A 17,073-nucleotide genomic window follows, 5' to 3' on the forward strand; every position below is an offset into this window, starting at 1 on the left:
CCGATGTCCCAGTCGCATTCCGGGAGCTCGGGTGGTCTCGGACAGTGGTGGTCGTCGTTCCGGGACGGACTCGTCGAGTTCTACGTCGGCCCCTACCGGCAGACCCTCAAGCGCGAACAGCAGGCCGAGGACGACTTCTTCACCGTCGTCGTCCTCGGCGAGGCGCTCGGGGTGCCCGACCCGGCGGCCTACTACACGGCCGAGCTCATGCCCGCCCTGTGGGAGAACTTCCATGCCTGGCATCGCCGCATGGGCCTGCCGCGTTCGCCCCTGGACCACATCGCATGCTGCTAGACATCGCGCGCGACCGCCGGTGCCTGTTCGTCGGCGGCAAGGGCGGGACGGGGAAGACGACTGTCTCCTCGGGCCTGGCCATGGCCCGGGCCGACGACGGCGGACGCGTCCTGCTCGTGTCCACGGATCCGGCGCACAACCTCGGCGACATCTGGGGACAGGAGCTCGCGGACGAACCTCGGCGGGTCCATACGGGTGAGCGCGGATTCGTCGATGCCCTCGAGGTCGACCCCGAAGCGACGATCGACGCGCACTTCGCCTCAGTCGAACGGATGATGACGCGGATGCTGCCCGAGAGCACTCACCGCGCGGCTCGGGCGCATCTGGCCTCGGCCAGGTCGGCTCCCGGCAGCCACGAGTCGGCGGTGCTCGAGCGGATCGCGACGATCCTCGCCGAGGCGGCCGACTACGACCTCGTCGTCGTCGACACGGCGCCGACCGGCCATACCCTGCACCTGCTGGCGCTGCCGGAGCGTCTGACCGATTGGGCGGAGACGCTGCTGTCCAACCGCGACCGGTCCGAGCGTTTCGCCGCCGCGGCCCGCCATCTGGTCAGCCCCAAGGAGGAGACGCCGACGCCGGATGCCGAACTCCGGCAGAGGCTGCAGGCTCGTCGCGATCGCTTCGCCGCGCTGAGACGGTCCATCTCCGACTCACGGCAGACCGGGTTCCTCATCGTCACGATCGCCGAACAGCTGCCCGTCGCCGAGACGCTCGGTCTCGTCACCGACCTCGGCGGAATCGGCATCGAACTGTCCGGGATCGTCGTCAATCGACGCTCACCGGCCGACGCCGGAGAGTTCCTCGCGGACAGACGACAACGGGAGGACGAACACGTGGCACGGCTGAGGTCCGCGGTGCCGACGGTTCCGCTGGCACAGCTGCCGCTGACCGCGACCGAACCGACCGGGGTCGGGGGGATCACCGGTCTCGCGGCTCTGCTCGCCGAGCGCTGAGCCCAGCGGGACTCTGCGCGCTGCGGTGGGCGTTCGCCCGTGTGCCGAGCGTGGCCGTTCCGATCCGGCTCCACCTGTGCATCCGTTCCAATTAGACTGGTGCGCATCCGCGATCGACACGGCACCGGCGGAAGGACCTGACCGTGGGTTGGAGCACGAGCGAACTGGCGCGTCTGGCCGGCGCCACGGTCAACACCGTCCGGCATTATCACAAGCTCGGGCTGCTGACTGAGCCTGAACGGATGAGCAACGGCTACAAGCAGTACGGTGCCTCCCACCTGCTCCGACTCCATCAGATCCGGCGAATGCGCGAGCTCGGGATTCCGCTGTCCGATATCGGCGCGGTCGACGACGACCACGAGCAGCAGCAGATCGCGCTCAAACAGCTCGAGGGTGACCTCGATGAGCAGATCGCAGCTTTGGAAAAGGCCCGCGCCGAGGTGGTCCAACTCCTCGAACACGGGGCGCCGATCGATACGGCCGCGGGTTTCATCGACATCGCCGCGCGGATGTCGAGCGCGGATCGCAGCCTGATGAACATCTACTCGAGCCTCTACGAAGACTCCGCGTTGGCGGAGATGAGAACCATCATGTCCGAGACCACACCCTACGATCGGGAGATCGACGAACTCGCCGAGGATGCCGATGAGGACACGCGGACGCGTCTGGCCGAGCAGATCGCTCCGAGCATGAAACGCCATCTCGAGACCAAACCCTGGCTCCTCGCGCCGACCGATCGGATGACCGGGGACGTGAAGATGGGACAGGCCGCGATCATCGGAACGATCAGCGAGCTCTACAACGACGCGCAGATCGACGTCATCCAGCGCGCCTTCATCTCCGTCTTCCCGACGCTCGAGATTCCAGACGAAGATCGCGAGAGGTTCACCGCTTTCATCAAGCACGTTGCCGCGCAAGTGGAAGAGAGCTGAGGCAGGGGGACTGAGGCGCAGGAAGAGGAGTGAGGTAGGGAGCTGAGGGAGAGGGCTGAAGACAGCGACTGGGAAATATAACTGAGGATTCGCAGGGTTCGCCGATGAGGGCTTGACCCTGTTCCGAGAACACAGTCTGTACTGAACGTATCAACCGTCAGATCTGGCTCTTCCGGGCCGGGATCTGACCAACACGTTCAGGAGGACACCATGAACCCGATCATCGAATTCTTCCAAGGTCTCGCCGCTCACGTTCCCGACCTGCTCCAGCCGTTCATCATCGCCGCCGCCGGAGCCATCCCCTTCATCGAGGGAGAGATCTCCTCGATCATCGGCGTCTGGGCTGGGATGAATCCCGTGCTCGCCGGCATTGCCGGGGCCATCGGCAACTTCGTCTGCGTCACTGTCATCGTGCTCCTCGGGGCACGGGCCCGTCGCGCGGTCGTGAGCCGTCAGAGGGGAAAGCGAGAACTCGCGGCCGTCGGCGCAGGCGGTGGGGGCGGGTATGCCGGTGCCGTGACGGCTGAGTCCGCGGCGTCGAACTCCGGTGCCGATCTGTCGGGGACCGATGCTCCCGCCGACCTCTCGTCGATTGAATCTCCCGTCGATATCACTGCAGGCAGAACGGCCGCGGAGGGCCACCTCGGTGAGGGTGAGAAGTCCGAGTCCAAAGGGCGAGTCAAGTTCAAGAAGTTTCTCACCCGTTTCGGCGTCCCCGGGGCGAGCCTGCTCGGACCGCTGGCGATTCCCACTCAGATCACCTCGACGATTCTCGTCAGCACGGGTGTGAAGACGTCGTGGATCCTGCTGTGGCAGGGCATCGCGATCATCGCTTGGACGACCCTGACCACTCTCATCGCCACCGGCGCGCTCACGCTGCTGGCCGGCTGAATTCGGCACATTCGCACTGCGCGAGAGAGGAAGCTCCGTGACTTTCGCCCACCGCCGCCCGGTGCTCGGCGCGCAGGAGCCCGAAGATCGTAAGATGGAGTGGATGTCTGATTCCGGGAAAGCTCACACCTCGTCACCGGCCGTGCTCGGAGCGCTGCTGTTCATCACCGCACGCAGCCTCGACGACGCCGACGTTCCCGGCACGCCGGCGAGTGCCGACCCCGCTCAGCTGAGCCCGGCAGACAAGGAGATCCTCGCCGAGGTGGAGCTCGCCCTGACCGCCCAGACCGACGATTCCGGTCGGTCCGAGAGCTCAGCCCCGACCGACGATTCCGCGCAGTCCGGAGCAGCCGCGCCGACCGACGACTCGACGTCGTCGGTGACATCGACCCTCGCCGAGGTGGCTGCAGCGGTTGCGTACGTCCGTGGCCGGGCGGAGGTCCCGAGTCTGACCGCCAGCCGGTACGACCAGCTGCGCAAGACGGTGCTCGAGAGCCTCGGTGCCGCCTCAGCGCAGGGGGCCACGAACTGGCCGCCGACCAGCCAGACCGCGGTGCAGAGGTTCGGGTCGTGGAACGAAGCGCTCAAGGCAGCAGGTCTGGCGACGAACAAGACCGGCCGAGCCAAGGGGCAGCTGCGCTTCGATGCAGATGCCTATGCCACGGCGATCGCCGAGTTCCTCGCCGACTGCGAAGCGCGCGGCACCGCCGCGACCTACAAGGCCTACACGGAATACGCCGCCGAGCACAAGGGCGAGGTGCCCTCGGCAGCGGCGGTGCGGAAGTTCTACGGTTCCTGGAGCGCCGCGCTCGCTGCCGTGCGGTGAGGGGAAAGCGCAGGAACTGTGCGGTTCTGCCTCGTGACCGACTGATCACCGGTACGGCTGTCCCGGAGATTGCGGGACTTGTCTGACGGGGACTTCTTCGCTGTCGACCCCACCGGTGCTACCGTGGACAATCGAGAATGACGGGGCTGTCGGCATCGGTGGTTTCGTGCCATGACCGACGACGGAAAGACAATTGATCGTGATCTCGACCAAACTCACCCGGGGCCTCGCCGGTGCGGCCCTCTGCGCTCTGGCCCTCTCAGGCTGCACCTCGTCGCAGGATTCGGACTCCAACGACAAGGACTCGGCGGCCGACGGCGGGAACGGCAGCAGCGACGGCGCGACGCCCAGCGTTGAGAACATCGATCCCGACGACGTCATCGTCAAACAGGACGTCACTGTCCCGGGATCCGACAAGAACAAGGCGACCATTGCCATCCACTCGCTCGAGGTCGACGGGAAGACGCAGACCTTGACGATGGTCGTCACGCCGCACTTCACCACGGCCGACAGCGACGCTTCGATCAGCGTCTACGACGTCTGGGGCGAGAACAAGTTCGACCCGCAACTTGTCGATACGGACAACCTCAAGGTCTATTCCCCGATCTCGGACACCTACGAAATGTGGGCCTCGGATTCGGTGTTCACGGAGACGAAGAACAACCGGCCGATGATCGTGTGGGCCGTCTTCAAGGCTCCGGAGAACGACATCGATGCCGTCGACATCCGGGCTCAGGAGAACTGGCCGAAGTTCACCGACATCCCGATCACGGAGTCATGATGCGTCGAGGGAACACCAGGAAGTGCACCGCTGTTCTCGTCGGCGTCGGACTGCTGATCGGTTCCGGGGCAGGCGCGACGGCCGGTGCCGGCGCCGGCATCGCCGCCGAATCCGATCCGACGTCCCCGGCGGACCTGCCTGAACCGACACAGGAGCAGCTGGATTACTCGGTCCAGCGGTGGGAGCCGAACAACGTCCAGGAATGGAACACCTCGGAATCCGTCGTCCCACTCGTGACGAACGAGAAGGACGGCGACGACGCGGTCATCACCCTGGCCAGCGACATCCTCTTCGACTTCAGCAGCGCCGAGATCTCCGACAAGGCTGAGAAGGCCATCGCGAAGACCGTGGAGAACGTTCCCGACGGTACAAAGGTCACAGTCTCCGGATACACCGATTCGATCGGCGACGATGCGGCGAACAAGAAGCTATCGAAGAAGCGGGCACAGGCTGTGGCCGATGTCATCGCCGACTCACGGTCCGGCCTCGACCTGACCGTCAAGGGCTACGGGGAGGCCGACCCTGTCGCAAAGAATACGACGAAGAAGGGTGAGGACAACCCGCAGGGACGGGCGAAGAACCGACGCGTCGAAATCAGCTACGACGACAGCTGAGTGTCGGGCAGTGCCTGTTGAGGGCCATGCTTCATCGACCGCGCATCGTCCCACCGACCGCTCGCGTTATACACTGCGCGGTCGACGCTAAGTTGAGCGCTCGGCGGCCCAGCTACCGCTGGCTCATCGCTCGCGGGCCCAGCTCCCGCGGGCTCATCGTTCGCCGGCCCAGCCACCGCGGGCTCAGCTCCAGCGGGCTCATCGCTCGGGGGCTCACCGGCTCGCGGCATCACCGAGCTGCGGCGAAGGCCTCCAAACGGTTGCAGGCGGTGGTGATGGTCTCGTCCGAGACTGCGAAGGTCAGCCGCAGGTAGCCCTCACCGGCCGGGCCGAAGGCCGAACCGGGAATCGTCGCGAGATTGTGGTCCTCGAGCAGTCGGGTGGCGAGGTCCCATGATGACAGGCCCCACTCTGACACGTTCACCCAGGCGTAGAACGTCGCCGCCGGTGGCAGCAGACTCAACCCGTCGATGGCATTGATGCGCTCGACCATGAGCTCACGCCGCCTGGCATACGAAGCGACCATCTCATCGACCGCGTTCTGCGGTCCCTCGATTGCGGCGACCGCTGCCTCCTGGACGAAGCCGGGCAGACTCGAGGTCAGGCCCTCCTGCAGCAGTGCCATCGGCGCGATGAAATCCTCCGAACCGATGACGAAACCGCACCTCCACCCGGTCATCGCATAGGTCTTCGAGAAGCTGCCGATGGCCAGGAACCGATCGAACTCAGCCCCCACCTCGGCGGTGGATGGTTTCACCTCGGCGATGGAGGTGTACTCCGCCTCGAAGACCATCTCGTCATAGACCTCATCGGAGATGACGGTGAACCCGTGCTCATCGGCCAGCGCGGCGATCTGCTCGAGGTCGGCCCGATCCATCACCGAACCCAAGGGGTTCGAGGGACTGTTGATGATGATCGCCGCGGTCTTGTCCGTGATCGCTGAGCGGACATCCTCGGCGCGGAGCTTGAAATCGTTGTCTTCGGTGACGGGAACGGACACGGCAACCCCGCCGAGGCGGTGCACCTGCCCCAGATAGTTCGGGAAGCTGGGGTCGGGGATAATGACCTCATCCCCTGGGGATACGGTGACATCGAGGGCGAAGGTGAGTGCTTCCATAGCACCGAAGGAGACCATGACGTTCGCAGGCTCGATGCTGCGATTCCACCGGGCCGAGTACTTCCGCGCGATCGCGGCCCGCAGTTCGGGGATGCCGGCGTTCGCGACGTAGCGGGTGTTGTCGTGCTCGATCGCGCGGATGCCCGCGGCCTTGATGTGCTCCGGGGTGGTGAAGTCCGGCTCGCCGACGGTCAGCTTCACGGCATCGGGGAAGTCGAGGGCGAGATTGAACATCTTGCGGATGTCTGAGGCCGGGTAGGTCTCTGCCATGGGGGAGATGCGGGAGTCCGTCATGGCTTCAGTCTGCCCTGAAACTGCGGCGACAATAGGGCCAAGTCACAGCGCGAGACTGTCGTGGTCGGCTGTGCGCGGTCATGTTCTGCCGACCGCTCGACTCAGCGTCGAGCGCTCGAGATATAGCGCGGTACAGCGACGGCAATGTGAGCGGTCGGTGAAGTGGGCCGCTAGCGTGGGGCGCGCGGCCGCCCGCTACTCGTGCAGGACTCCGCCCCGCCTACTCATGCAATCCGGCCAGGCGGGATCCGAACCGTGCGAGCAGGCTCGTCTTCTTCGCCCCGGTCGCTGACTCCCACGCATCGGCGAGGCCGAAGATCTTGTACATCGACCGGATGCCCAACCACCGGATCGGTTCGGGCTCCCACTGCCCGGAGACGTGGTCGTTCCACGGCAGCGCGGTCAACGGCGTCGCGGCTCCGGCGGCCCGATCGAGCAGGGTCTTCGCCGCCAGGTGCGTCGCCGTCACCCCGTGCCCGGCATAGCCGCGGGCCACCCCGATGCGCTGGGCCGGGTCGAAGAAGACGCCGGCGCACCAATCCCTGGTCACCCCGAGCGCACCCCGCCAGGCATGCGCAACCTCGAACTCGAGGTCCGGGAAGAGCGAGGACAGGCGCCCGGCCAGGAGGTTCACCACCTCGGCGGGGACCTCACCGTCGCCGGGCAGACCCGACCGGAAGGCATAGGGCGCCCCACGGCCGCCGAGCGCGATCCGGCCATCGGCCGTGCGCTGGGCGTAGATGAACGTGTGCGCCGTGTCGCCGAGGCATTCGCGGCCCTCCCAGCCGATCGATGCCCACGCCTCGCCCGGCAGCGGTTCGGTCGCGATCATCGACGAGAACACCGGGATGACCTGGCGTCCGTCCAGTCCCGGCAGGTCGCCGCCGACCGTGTCCGAATACCCCTCGAGACACACGAAGATCGTGTCCGCGTGCACCGGCCCGCGGTCCGTGGCGACCGAATTCTTTCGGATATGCCTCGCCGAGGTGGCCTCACAGATGGTTACGCCCTGTTCCCTGAGGACGTGGCCGAGTCCGCGGGTGAGCAGTGCCGGGTCGATGGCGGCGGTACCGGGGAAGTAGAGGCTGCCGAGCGCGCCGTCGACGTTGATGCGGGCACGCGTCGCCTCGGCGTCGAGGAACTGCATGTCCTCGGGCCCATATCCGAACTGCTCGTTGCCGGCCTCAAGGTCGCGCAGTCGGGACAGCCCGGCTTCCGACTGAGCGATGTCGATATGGCCGCCGCGCACCTGGTGGGCATCGATGCCTTCGGTCTCGCAGACGTCGAGGACTTCGTCGATGGAGTCGAAGAGTGCGGACTGGAAGGCCCGGACGCTCGCCACGCCGTCGAGCCCGGCCGAGCCGACCGGCCCGGTGGGATCGTCCCTCCGGGAACGGTCGACTGCCTCGGCGAACTTGGTGCGGTTGCCCGGCAGCAGGGTTGAGAGCCATCCGCCGTTGCGGCCGGAGGCACCGTAGCCGATGTGGCGGGCCTCGATGATCGTGATCGCCCACTCGGGGTGGGCCTGCCTGGCGTAATAGGCCGACCACAGGCCGGTCAGCCCGCCGCCGACGATGACGAGATCCTGCTTCTCGCGCGGTAGTGGGGCGGGGTCGACGGCTTCGGCGGGGGAGGCCGCCAGCCAGTGCGAGGCTTCGCCGTTGAAGTAGGACATGGATCATCTCCTGAGCTCGAGACAGACCAGACGGTCGCCTACGGAAACAGTTCTATCCCACGACTGATGGGAAGTAAATAGTTGCGTCGGTTGAGATCGGATGCTGAAACGAATTCATTGCCCTACTGATTTCTTCGTCATGGCGGAGAGTGGGCGGGCCATCTGCTTACACTGGTCGCATGAGCGCAATGGAGCCGATCAACACCCACGATGTCCCACTCAGCCACGAACCCATCGAGGGCTGGCAGAATGTTCCGGCCGCCTCGGCGGGAGGAACCGACACGGTCGGGTCGGTCGGGTCGGAAGGGTCGGCCGCCTCGGCGATGGAGTCGGTGACGACGGGATTCGCCGAACTCGGCACCATCGGCGGCGCCGACTTCGGACTGTGGGAGATGAGTGCCGGAGCGATGCGGGATATCGAAGGCGACGAGGTCTTCCTCGTCATCTCCGGGACCGGCCGCATCGAATTCGACGAACCCCGGCGTGACCCCATCGAATTGGCGCCGGGGTCGCTGGTCCGCCTCGATGAGGGGACGAAGACGCGCTGGTACATCGACGGGGCTCCGCTGCGGAAGCTGTTCATTGCGCCGCACGAGAGCTGAACCCGACGCGCGAACCACCCCGGACACGGACACCGCTGACAATCCCAGGTCAGGTGCTCTATCGTGAGTGAACCGGTGCACACCGTGCCCTGGGGCGGTTCCGTCCTACGGCGCGCAGCACCCACGGACACCCCAGCCCCGACACCACAGTATTGCCCTCGAAGAGATGGACCACGAAGAAGGAGCCGACGATGAAGACTGCTCGCCGCTTGGACAACCTCGGCACCGAGACCGCGTTCCGCGTGGCCCAAGCCGCGGCCGACTGGAAGGCTCGCGGCAATGAGGTGTTCCCGTTCCACCTCGGCGATCTCAATTTCCCGCTGGCCGGCCACATCGTCGAAGCCCTCGACCAGGCGATCGCCGACGGCAAGACCGGCTACTGCCCTGGACCGGGAATTCCGGAACTGCGGGAGGCGCTCGCCGATGACATCGGCTCGCGGCGCGGAATGACGATCGACCCCGCCGAGGTGGTCGTGACCACCGGAGGCAAGCCCGTGATCACGAAATTCCTCCAATCGGTGATGAACCCCGGCGAGGGTGTGCTCTACCCGAATCCCGGATTCCCCATCTACGAGTCCCAGATCGAATACCTCGGCGGTACGGCCCTGCCCTACCGGTACGTCCCGACCTCCGACGGGTTCGCCATCGACCTCGACCACCTGCGGGCATCGATCGATGAGAACACCACGGCCATCATCTACAACGACCTGCAGAATCCGATCTCCGCGGAATCCACCCCGGGTGAGCGTGAGGCCATCGCTGCGATCGCGCAGGAATTCGACCTGTGGGTGCTCTCCGATGAGGCGTACTTCGAGATGCGCTATCGCGGGAAGTCTCAGTCGATCGCCGCGCTGCCGGGCATGCGTGAGCGCACCGTCATCCTCTACACGTTCTCGAAGAAGTACGCGATGACCGGGTCACGGCTCGGCTGTGCGGTGGCGCCGAAGGAAGTCGCCGAGGCGATCTCGCTGATGAACACCAACGACGAATCGTGCACGAACCAGTACGTGCAGTGGGCGGGCATCGCTGCCCTGCGCGGACCGCAGGGGCCGGTGGGGCAGATGTTGGAGGTGCTGCGCAAACGGCGCGATGCCACCTGTCGACTCATCAATGAGATCCCCGGCATGAGTGTGGCGACACCGGGATCGACGTTCTACGTCTTCCCCGATGTCACCGAGGCGATGGAGTCGAAGGGGCTTGCGACTCTGGCGGACTTCTCCACCGAGGCGCTGCATGCCACGGGTGTCTCATTCTGCACCCGCGAGCACTTCGGCTCGCCGCAGCCCGGGGAGGACCGGTCATATATCCGACTGGCCTATTCGGGTATCGATGAAACCGCGATCACTCGCGGCCTGGGCCGCCTCAAGGAGTGGATCGAATCCTGAACCGGCCGGGGCCGGCCGTGCGGTGGGGCGGCCGGCAATGGCGATTCGGGTGCAGCCGAGAGTGCAAGCCACGCACGACGGCGGCTCGGCTAGTTCCAGCTGCTCCGGGCAGGCCGCCGAGTGCTCGGCAGTGCATTGTCGCGGCGCCACTCGTGGAGCCAGTCGGGCAGTTCAGGTGCATTCTCCGGCACCCCGAACGCCTCGATGAGGTCGTCCCTGGTGAGCGGGCCACTGTCTGAGATCACGCGTGTGGCGACATAGGCGCGGGTGTAGATCTCTCCGTCGACGACCAGACGGTGTTCGAAGAACACGGTGCGGTCATCGATTCCGCAGACCTTGGTCTCGAGGCTGTAGCGCTGCCAGAGTTTCAGCGACTTGCGGAAGCTGATGGTCTCGGCGCTGACGACGCCTGTCCAGCCGCGGTCACGCATCGCCTGCCATGCTCCGCTGCGCACCATCATGTCGAGTCGACCGAGGTCCATGATCGAGAAGTACTTGCCGTTGTTGAGATGCATGAAGATGTCGATCTCGCCCAGGTGAACGCGCATGGGCAGGGAGTACGTGTCCCAGATATCGCGCGCAGTGCGTCGATGGGACCTGAGTAGGTGCAGAATCATGCGGAAGAAGTGCATGCAATCTATGTTACTTTACGGTATCTTTCTGCGTGGAGGCTCTGCATCTCGTCGGGTAGGCGGCACTGCATTCTGCTGGGTGGGCGTCACCACGGAGGGGAACGTCACCACGGATCAGGCGTTACCAGGGGCGGGGGCGCGGCCCCGGGCTTGGAGATCCGCCTCGGGTGAGGCGTCACCACGGATGGGAAACGCTGCCATGGACCTGGGGAGCCGCCTCGGCGAGGGTTTCCGTCAGTTCTTCGCGGGCTGGGGTTCGCGACCGGGGATGAACGGTGATTCTTCGGGTTCGGGGTGGCGTTTCCACTGGACGAGCATGATGATGACGCCGAGTGCGACGGCGCCGATCGCGCCCCAGACATTCGTCCGCAGGCCGAGGATGACGAAGCTCGGGTCGAGGCGGATGGATTCCCAGACGATGCGGCCGGCGCCGTACCACATGAGGTAGACGGCGAAGAGGCGTCCCCACTGGAAGAAGATGTGGCGGGACAGGTAGAGCAGGACGAGGGCGCCGAGGCTGTTCCAGATGACCTCGTAGAGGAACGTCGGGTGGAAGAGCGTGCCAGGGGGAGTGCCCAGCGGAATGGCCGGGTTGCTGGGATCGATCTCGAGACCCCAGGGCAGGGTGGTCGGCAGGCCGAAGAGCTCCTGGTTGAACCAGTTGCCGAAGCGCCCGCAGGCCTGGGCGAGGATGAGGCCCGGGGCCAGGGCGTCGAGCAGGGTGGTGAGTTTGAGGCCGAGCCTGCGGCACATGATCCACGCGCCCAAGGTGCCGCCGATGAGCGAGCCGAAGATGGCGATGCCGCCCTCCCAGATCGCCCAGACCGAGCCGGGTTCGAACGGATTCCAGGGATTGCGGCCGGGTCCGAAGTAGTCCGTGTAGTGCGTGATGACGTGGTAGATGCGGGCGAAGACGATGGCCATCGGGACGGCCAGAGTCGCGATGTCGAGGACCTGCCAGTCCTCGACGCCGCGCTTGGTCAGGCGACGGTTGGTCAGCACGATGGCGATGATGATGCCCACGAGGATGCACAGCGCATAGAAGTGGATCGTCAGCGGTCCGAGTTGGAAGCTCGAGATGGACGGGCTGGGGATCGCTGCCGAGACGTCGTGCGGAAGTGTGGTCTCGGCGAGGAGTGCGCTCGTGGGAACTGCAGGCATGAGCCCAGTCTATTTGTGGTGGCTGGGAATCGCGCATTTGCTGGAACTGAGCGCGCGGCAGGCAGTGGCCGGTGGTGTGGGCCGACGGGTGCGTGTTGACACAGCGGTGCTCTTGAAGCAGTCCTGCGCAGCTACGTGCCGAAGAGGCCGTCGATGATGTCGTCGGTGATGAACCTCGAGTGGAGGATCGGCGTGCGAGCGGGGTCGATGCTTTCGGGCGGTCGCCATGCCGGTCGCCCGTCGGTGAGCATGAACACTTCCCAGTCGGAGCGGTCCGTGAGGTGGTGGTGGAAGGAGCAAAGACAACACATGTTGTTGATGTCGGTCTTGCCGCCCCTGGCGTGCGGCACAACATGGTTCACATCGCACCATCCAGGGGGCGCGTCACATCCGGGGAACACGCATCCGCGGTCTCGAGCGGTGATGATCGCGGTCTGCTTCTTGTTGGCGAAGCGCTGATCTGTGCAGACTTCCACCGTGCGAGCCTTTTCGTCCATCAGATGGAAGAAGACAGTGCCGTTGAGACCACGTCGAGTGATGTCGTCCATAGGGAAACGGTCGCCGGAGCCTGTGGTGGCTTCGCCGGTGCCGTTGGCGATGTCGGACGCTTTTGCTGTGACGACCAGAGCGTAGGGCGAGCCCTTGGCGGCTTCTTTCATGCTGATGCGCGAGATGAGAGTGGCGAAACGCTCGTAGATCCAGGCCTTCGCTTTAGGCTGCTCGCTCATGAGATCGACGGACGCTCCATCGGGGCGGACACCGTGGCCGGCAGGAACGGACCGATTGGCAGAGGAGTCTTCGGATTCGCCGGCGGCCTCGATGACGGCCCACGGTGGAGCATCGAAGCGATCTCCGGTGAGGACGGCGTCGAGAGGCTCGAACTTTTCCTCGGCGCTCGAGGATCCAGCTGTGCTTGTTGTGTTGTCTGTCGCTGTGGCGTCTTCCGCGGATTGGATTCTTGAGGTCAGCAGTCCGTGCAGTTCGGATCCCGCTACAGGGTCGAGGACGCCCTCCAGCCTCCAGTCTCCGTTGCGCTTGGGCCGGGCAGTGATGAAATAGGCGGAACGGTCGCTGGGGTCGAGCGGCTCGGCGCCGTCGGGGTCGATGACAGCGAGCATCTGACGGAAGATGTCGCGGAGCTCGCTGACAGTCACCGACTTCCCGTACTTGACGAGGTCGGTTTCCACGCGGGACCTCGTCTCGTGGTCCACCCAGGCGGGCAGCACCTTGAGGCAGTCTTCGATGACAGTGAGATGTTCCGTGGGCAGGGTGCCGAGGTGGAGCTGTTCGGCGACGAGCGGGTGTTCGGGCTCAAGCGGTTGGCCGTCGAGAGCGACTCGTCCGCCGAGATTCTCCGCGAGCTTTGCCCGACGGTTCGCTTCTCGACCCGAGAGGTTGAGACGTTCCTGGATGAGCGCCTTGGTCGACTTGGCGCCGCTGTCTTTGGGGGTGCCGACGCGTTCGTAGACGGCAACTGCCAGTGTGGACAGGGATTCACTCAGCCGACGCAGCGCCTCTGCGCCGTCGATGACCTGCAGGGCTTCGCCGGGCCCCATCGGCCGGTCGAATGCCCGAAGCCCTGCGACCAGTCCGGTCAGTGAGGCGATCGAGTCGGTGATCTCGGGAGTGCTCGCGGCAAGATCGTTCCAAGCGGAGTCGGTGAGGACTGGGTGGAGCGAGGTCCGTCGTTGAAAGTCTTCTTCGGCCTCGGGCTGAGCGGCGGCGGGGGTGCTTGTGGTGGCCGGGGCGGCGGAATCAGTGGATGCAGGCTGCGTGGTTGAGCGGTTTTGCTCACTTGTTTCGAACAGTGCGGTCGGGTTCGGCTGTGAAAGCGAGTCCGTCGGAGCGTTCGGCTCGATCTCGGTGGATGATGCTGAAGCGTCGGCTGCATTCGGGTGTTCGGTGTCGGCAGTCGACGCAGCTTCGTTCTGCTCTTCGCCGTCGGTCGAGACGGGGTCAGTCGCTACGGGGTCTGTCGAGACGGGGTCGGTCGATACGGGATCAAGGGCCTCGAAGACCTCGGCGAAGTGGTGGCCGCTGAGGTCGAGGCCGGCTGCCTTGAGCTGCTCAGCCAGAGATTCAGGGCGTGGTGACTCGCTTTCGGGGTGCATGGGGACGTTGTCCGCGGTGTCACGAACGGCACGAGAAGGGACGTTGGTGGGATCTGCGGGGACCGAGGCGTTCGGTGGCCGTCGACTCGCCCCGCCGCGTGAGTCAGCGGCAGCGCGGCGGTCGCGCTTTCCTGACTTGCGTCGCTTGCGGTCGGGGGTGAATGTCATCGCTGTCGAGTTCCGTTCGCCGTTGAAGGTCTCTTACTGAAATTATATGCAGTCGTGATGGAGAAAACAATAGAAACTTCGAAAAAGATTCGATTAGAATTTTCGTTACACTTGAGAATGACTATTGAGATGATGGTTACCGCGTCATTGACGTGTTTGAGGGTGATTCTATCTGTCGGCACCGACACGAGATCGACGTGAAACTGACCCGAGATCGACGCGGATTGCCGCGGCCGTCAAAGGCTCCGCGGCGAACCGCCTCGGCGGGGCTGTGTCTGCATGCATGGCCGCTGCGGGTGGGATGATGAGGGATTATGGCACTCGATTTCACGCTCGTGCAGCTGCGGTACTTCCAGGAGGTCGCCCGGCGGGAGCATATGACCGAGGCGGCGAAGCAGCTCAACGTCACCCAATCGGCGATCTCGACGGCGATGGCGCAGCTCGAGCGGACCCTCGGCCTCGACCTCTTCATCCGACAGAAGAACCGGTCGGTTGTACTCTCCCCGGCGGGAAAGCGCTTCCTCACGGAGGTCACACCGTTCCTCGAGTCCTCCGACAACCTCGGTGAGACCGCGCTCGGGCTCTCTCGGTCGCTGAGCGGTCAGCTGACCGTCGGCGTGTTCTCGCCGATTGCTCCGACGAGGCTGCCGCTCATCCACGACGAGTTCGAGAAGCGCTATCCGGACGTGCGGGTCAACTACCTCGAAGCGGACCTGGAGGAGCTGCAGCGTGCGGTCACGGCCGGTGACTGCGACATCGCCCTGACGTACATGCTGGGACTGAGCGACCGCTTCGACACGTATCTCATCGATGTCGTCAGGCCGCACGTCCTCGTATCACTCGAGCACCGCCTCGGGGCCGGAGGGCGTCCCCGCCCCGTGCATCTGCGGGAGCTGGCAGACGAGAACTACATCCAGCTCGATCTTCCCTACTCTCGCCAGTACTACGACGAGCTGTTCCGGATCGCCGGGGTCGTCCCGCGCATTCGCCACTCGTTCTCCGGGTACGAGACAGTGCGCTCGTTCGTGGCGATGGGGCTCGGCTATTCCCTGCTCAGCCAGAGCGTCTCCTCGGGGACCTACATCGGTTCGAAGACCGTCGACATCCCGCTCCTCGACGACTTCCCGAGCATCGACCTCGCATTCATCTGGCCCAACGACGTCCGACTCAATCGGCGGGGCCGGGCCTACTGCGAGCTGACGAAGGAGATCCTCGGCCCGGCGTCGGGTCATCAATCGGATCTATGAGCTACCCAAAAAGTAACTGTTGGACTGATGTGATCTGTGCCGCAAAGATGGTGCCAACCATCACGCGACTCCAGGAGCACCTCGATGTCCACCCCAACAGTTGAGCAGGGACGCACGTCCACGAGCATGCAGCGGAAAGTGCTGCTCGGCGGCAGCATCGGCCAGTTCGTCGAGTTCTACGACTTCACGTTGTACGGACTCTCGGCAGTCATTCTGTCCGAATACTTCTTTCCCGACGGCGACCGGATCACCGGCCTGCTGGTCATCTTCGCGACCTTCGGCGTCGCCTTCGTCATGCGCCCCCTCGGCGGACTCTTCTTCGGAGCCCTCGGGGACAAGGTGGGCCGGCGGAAGACGCTGACCATCACGATCTTCCTCGTCGGAGCCTGCACGGCGCTCATCGGCCTCCTGCCCGGGTTCGACACGATCGGATGGCTCGCCCCGATTCTGCTCATCCTCGCCCGACTCGGCCAGGGCTTCTCCGCCGGCGGCGAATCCGTGGGCGGACCCTCCTTCGTCTACGAACACGCCCCGGTGGCCAAGCGCGGTCTGTGGATCAACATCACTTTGGCCGCAACCGCTCTGCCCTCGGTGTTCGCCGGCGGTCTCATCCTGGTGCTGTCGACGGTGATGAGCGATGCGTCCTTCGATTCCTGGGGTTGGCGAGTGCCGTTCCTGCTGGCCCTGCCGCTGTCGGCCGTCGGTCTGTGGATCCGGTCGAAGACCGACGAATCCGAGCTGTTCAAGCAGACTGCTGCGGAACGCCCCAAGGAGTTCAGCCCGATCCGCGAATCCTTCCGCGAGAACTGGGTCGGCATGCTCCAGGTCTTCTTCGTCCTCGGCGTCACCGCACTCGGCTTCTACATGCTCTCGGCCTACTTCGTCACCTACATCCAGACCACGGGAGACCTCAGCCGTGAGCAGTCGCTGCTTATCAATGCGATCGCCATGGCCAGCTACACGATCTTCCTGCCCATCGCGGGCCACCTCGGTGATCGGTTCGGTCGGCGCCCGATGCTCATCGCGGGCACGATTCTGCTGGCGGTCACCTCGGTGCCGGCATTCGGCCTTGTGACCAGCGGACACATGGGGCTGGCCTTTCTAGGGCAGACCATCTTCGTCCTCGCCCTCTGCTGCTACGGCGGCGGCTGCTACACCTTCTTCTGCGAGCGCTTCTCGACGAAGACGCGGTTCACCTCGGCGGCCATCAGCTACAACATCTCGTACGCAGTGCTCGGCGGCACCGCACCGTTCGTCGGCACCTGGCTCGTCGACATCACCGGCGTCAACACCGCTCCCGGCTACTACATGGCCGCAGTTGCTGCCCTGTGCCTCGTCCTCATCTTCGTCACGCGTCTGCCCGAGACCCGCGGACGGTTGGGGTGAG

At 65.0% G+C, this 17,073-nt stretch carries 16 protein-coding genes; 11 read left to right on the forward strand and 5 right to left on the reverse strand.

All coding sequences use genetic code 11. The features are described from left to right. Nucleotides 1-3: 3 nt before the first annotated feature. The 7 genes from AD89_RS0104920 (at nt 4) to AD89_RS18140 (ending at nt 5,294) form a co-directional block, all read left to right on the forward strand. Entirely contained in the window at nt 4-294 is a 291-nt protein-coding gene (locus tag AD89_RS0104920; RefSeq protein ID WP_025777499.1) for a cory-CC-star protein, read from the forward strand. Continuing rightward, nucleotides 285-1,250, forward strand: coding sequence for an ArsA family ATPase (locus AD89_RS0104925; protein WP_025777500.1), 966 nt, complete (start codon nt 285-287; stop codon nt 1,248-1,250). Before AD89_RS0104920 ends, AD89_RS0104925 begins: the two co-directional genes overlap by 10 nt. Before the next feature lie 143 nt (nt 1,251-1,393). Next, a complete protein-coding gene (locus AD89_RS0104930; protein WP_025777501.1) occupies nt 1,394-2,182 on the forward strand; it encodes a helix-turn-helix domain-containing protein in 789 nt (262 codons plus the stop codon). Nucleotides 2,183-2,392: 210 nt separating this feature from the next. After that, on the forward strand, nt 2,393-3,073 hold the full coding sequence (locus tag AD89_RS0104935) for a hypothetical protein (protein WP_025777502.1): 681 nt from the start codon (nt 2,393-2,395) through the stop codon (nt 3,071-3,073). A gap of 37 nt (nt 3,074-3,110) precedes the next feature. After that, nucleotides 3,111-3,899, forward strand: coding sequence for a homing endonuclease associated repeat-containing protein (locus AD89_RS0104940; protein WP_025777503.1), 789 nt, complete (start codon nt 3,111-3,113; stop codon nt 3,897-3,899). 199 nt (nt 3,900-4,098) lie between these two features. Beyond that, nucleotides 4,099-4,680, forward strand: a complete 582-nt coding sequence (locus tag AD89_RS19230) for a hypothetical protein (RefSeq protein ID WP_155807372.1) — start codon at nt 4,099-4,101, stop codon at nt 4,678-4,680. Beyond that, a complete protein-coding gene (locus AD89_RS18140) occupies nt 4,680-5,294 on the forward strand; it encodes an OmpA family protein (protein WP_025777505.1) in 615 nt (204 codons plus the stop codon). Before AD89_RS19230 ends, AD89_RS18140 begins: the two co-directional genes overlap by 1 nt. A gap of 229 nt (nt 5,295-5,523) precedes the next feature. On the opposite strand, the gene AD89_RS0104955 is transcribed toward AD89_RS18140, so the two are convergent. Further along, nucleotides 5,524-6,705 carry a pyridoxal phosphate-dependent aminotransferase gene (locus tag AD89_RS0104955; protein WP_025777506.1) on the reverse strand — a complete coding sequence of 394 codons (1,182 nt, stop codon included), beginning with the start codon at nt 6,703-6,705 and terminating at the stop codon, nt 5,524-5,526. Between the two features lie 220 nt (nt 6,706-6,925). Further along, the gene (locus AD89_RS0104960) at nt 6,926-8,380 is read right to left on the reverse strand and encodes an NAD(P)/FAD-dependent oxidoreductase (RefSeq protein WP_025777507.1); all 1,455 of its coding nucleotides are present in this window, start codon (nt 8,378-8,380) and stop codon (nt 6,926-6,928) included. 179 nt (nt 8,381-8,559) lie between these two features. On the opposite strand from AD89_RS0104960, the gene AD89_RS0104965 reads away from it, so the two are divergent. Both AD89_RS0104965 and AD89_RS0104970 read left to right on the forward strand, forming a co-directional pair. Continuing rightward, the gene (locus tag AD89_RS0104965; protein WP_035319957.1) at nt 8,560-8,982 is read left to right on the forward strand and encodes a cupin domain-containing protein; all 423 of its coding nucleotides are present in this window, start codon (nt 8,560-8,562) and stop codon (nt 8,980-8,982) included. Between the two features lie 191 nt (nt 8,983-9,173). After that, on the forward strand, nt 9,174-10,367 hold the full coding sequence (locus AD89_RS0104970) for a pyridoxal phosphate-dependent aminotransferase (protein WP_025777509.1): 1,194 nt from the start codon (nt 9,174-9,176) through the stop codon (nt 10,365-10,367). 89 nt (nt 10,368-10,456) lie between these two features. On the opposite strand, the gene AD89_RS0104975 is transcribed toward AD89_RS0104970, so the two are convergent. The 3 genes from AD89_RS0104975 to AD89_RS0104985 form a co-directional block, all read right to left on the reverse strand. Continuing rightward, nucleotides 10,457-10,999, reverse strand: a complete 543-nt coding sequence (locus AD89_RS0104975; protein ID WP_025777510.1) for an acyl-CoA thioesterase — start codon at nt 10,997-10,999, stop codon at nt 10,457-10,459. A gap of 234 nt (nt 11,000-11,233) precedes the next feature. Next, nucleotides 11,234-12,160: a prolipoprotein diacylglyceryl transferase gene (lgt, locus tag AD89_RS0104980; RefSeq protein ID WP_025777511.1), complete on the reverse strand. Its 927-nt coding sequence runs from the start codon at nt 12,158-12,160 to the stop codon at nt 11,234-11,236. 131 nt (nt 12,161-12,291) lie between these two features. Then, on the reverse strand, nt 12,292-14,439 hold the full coding sequence (locus AD89_RS0104985) for an HNH endonuclease signature motif containing protein (protein ID WP_025777512.1): 2,148 nt from the start codon (nt 14,437-14,439) through the stop codon (nt 12,292-12,294). A gap of 314 nt (nt 14,440-14,753) precedes the next feature. Here AD89_RS0104985 and AD89_RS0104990 point away from each other — a divergent pair, with 314 nt between their 5' ends. Together AD89_RS0104990 and AD89_RS0104995 are read left to right on the forward strand one after the other, a co-directional pair. Further along, nucleotides 14,754-15,686, forward strand: a complete 933-nt coding sequence (locus AD89_RS0104990) for a LysR family transcriptional regulator (RefSeq protein WP_025777513.1) — start codon at nt 14,754-14,756, stop codon at nt 15,684-15,686. Between the two features lie 84 nt (nt 15,687-15,770). Then, a complete protein-coding gene (locus AD89_RS0104995) occupies nt 15,771-17,072 on the forward strand; it encodes an MFS transporter (RefSeq protein WP_231488449.1) in 1,302 nt (433 codons plus the stop codon). The last annotated feature ends 1 nt before the right edge of the window (nt 17,073 follow it).

This window comes from Brevibacterium sp. VCM10, from assembly GCF_000583215.1.
Classification (GTDB): domain Bacteria; phylum Actinomycetota; class Actinomycetes; order Actinomycetales; family Brevibacteriaceae; genus Brevibacterium; species Brevibacterium linens.

Bases quoted from the DNA above. Each gene is read 5' to 3' on its own strand.
- AD89_RS0104925 (WP_025777500.1), top strand. From the start codon at position 285: ATGCTGCTAGACATCGCGCGCGACCGCCGGTGCCTGTTCGTCGGCGGC.
- AD89_RS0104965 (WP_035319957.1), top strand. From the start codon at position 8,560: ATGAGCGCAATGGAGCCGATCAACACCCACGATGTCCCACTCAGCCAC.
- AD89_RS0104960 (WP_025777507.1), bottom strand. From the start codon at position 8,380: ATGTCCTACTTCAACGGCGAAGCCTCGCACTGGCTGGCGGCCTCCCCC.
- AD89_RS0104990 (WP_025777513.1), top strand. From the start codon at position 14,754: ATGGCACTCGATTTCACGCTCGTGCAGCTGCGGTACTTCCAGGAGGTC.
- AD89_RS18140 (WP_025777505.1), top strand. From the start codon at position 4,680: ATGCGTCGAGGGAACACCAGGAAGTGCACCGCTGTTCTCGTCGGCGTC.
- AD89_RS0104975 (WP_025777510.1), bottom strand. From the start codon at position 10,999: ATGCACTTCTTCCGCATGATTCTGCACCTACTCAGGTCCCATCGACGC.
- lgt (WP_025777511.1), bottom strand. From the start codon at position 12,160: ATGCCTGCAGTTCCCACGAGCGCACTCCTCGCCGAGACCACACTTCCG.
- AD89_RS0104970 (WP_025777509.1), top strand. From the start codon at position 9,174: ATGAAGACTGCTCGCCGCTTGGACAACCTCGGCACCGAGACCGCGTTC.
- AD89_RS0104995 (WP_231488449.1), top strand. From the start codon at position 15,771: ATGTCCACCCCAACAGTTGAGCAGGGACGCACGTCCACGAGCATGCAG.
- AD89_RS0104935 (WP_025777502.1), top strand. From the start codon at position 2,393: ATGAACCCGATCATCGAATTCTTCCAAGGTCTCGCCGCTCACGTTCCC.
- AD89_RS0104985 (WP_025777512.1), bottom strand. From the start codon at position 14,439: ATGACATTCACCCCCGACCGCAAGCGACGCAAGTCAGGAAAGCGCGAC.
- AD89_RS0104955 (WP_025777506.1), bottom strand. From the start codon at position 6,705: ATGACGGACTCCCGCATCTCCCCCATGGCAGAGACCTACCCGGCCTCA.
- AD89_RS0104920 (WP_025777499.1), top strand. From the start codon at position 4: ATGTCCCAGTCGCATTCCGGGAGCTCGGGTGGTCTCGGACAGTGGTGG.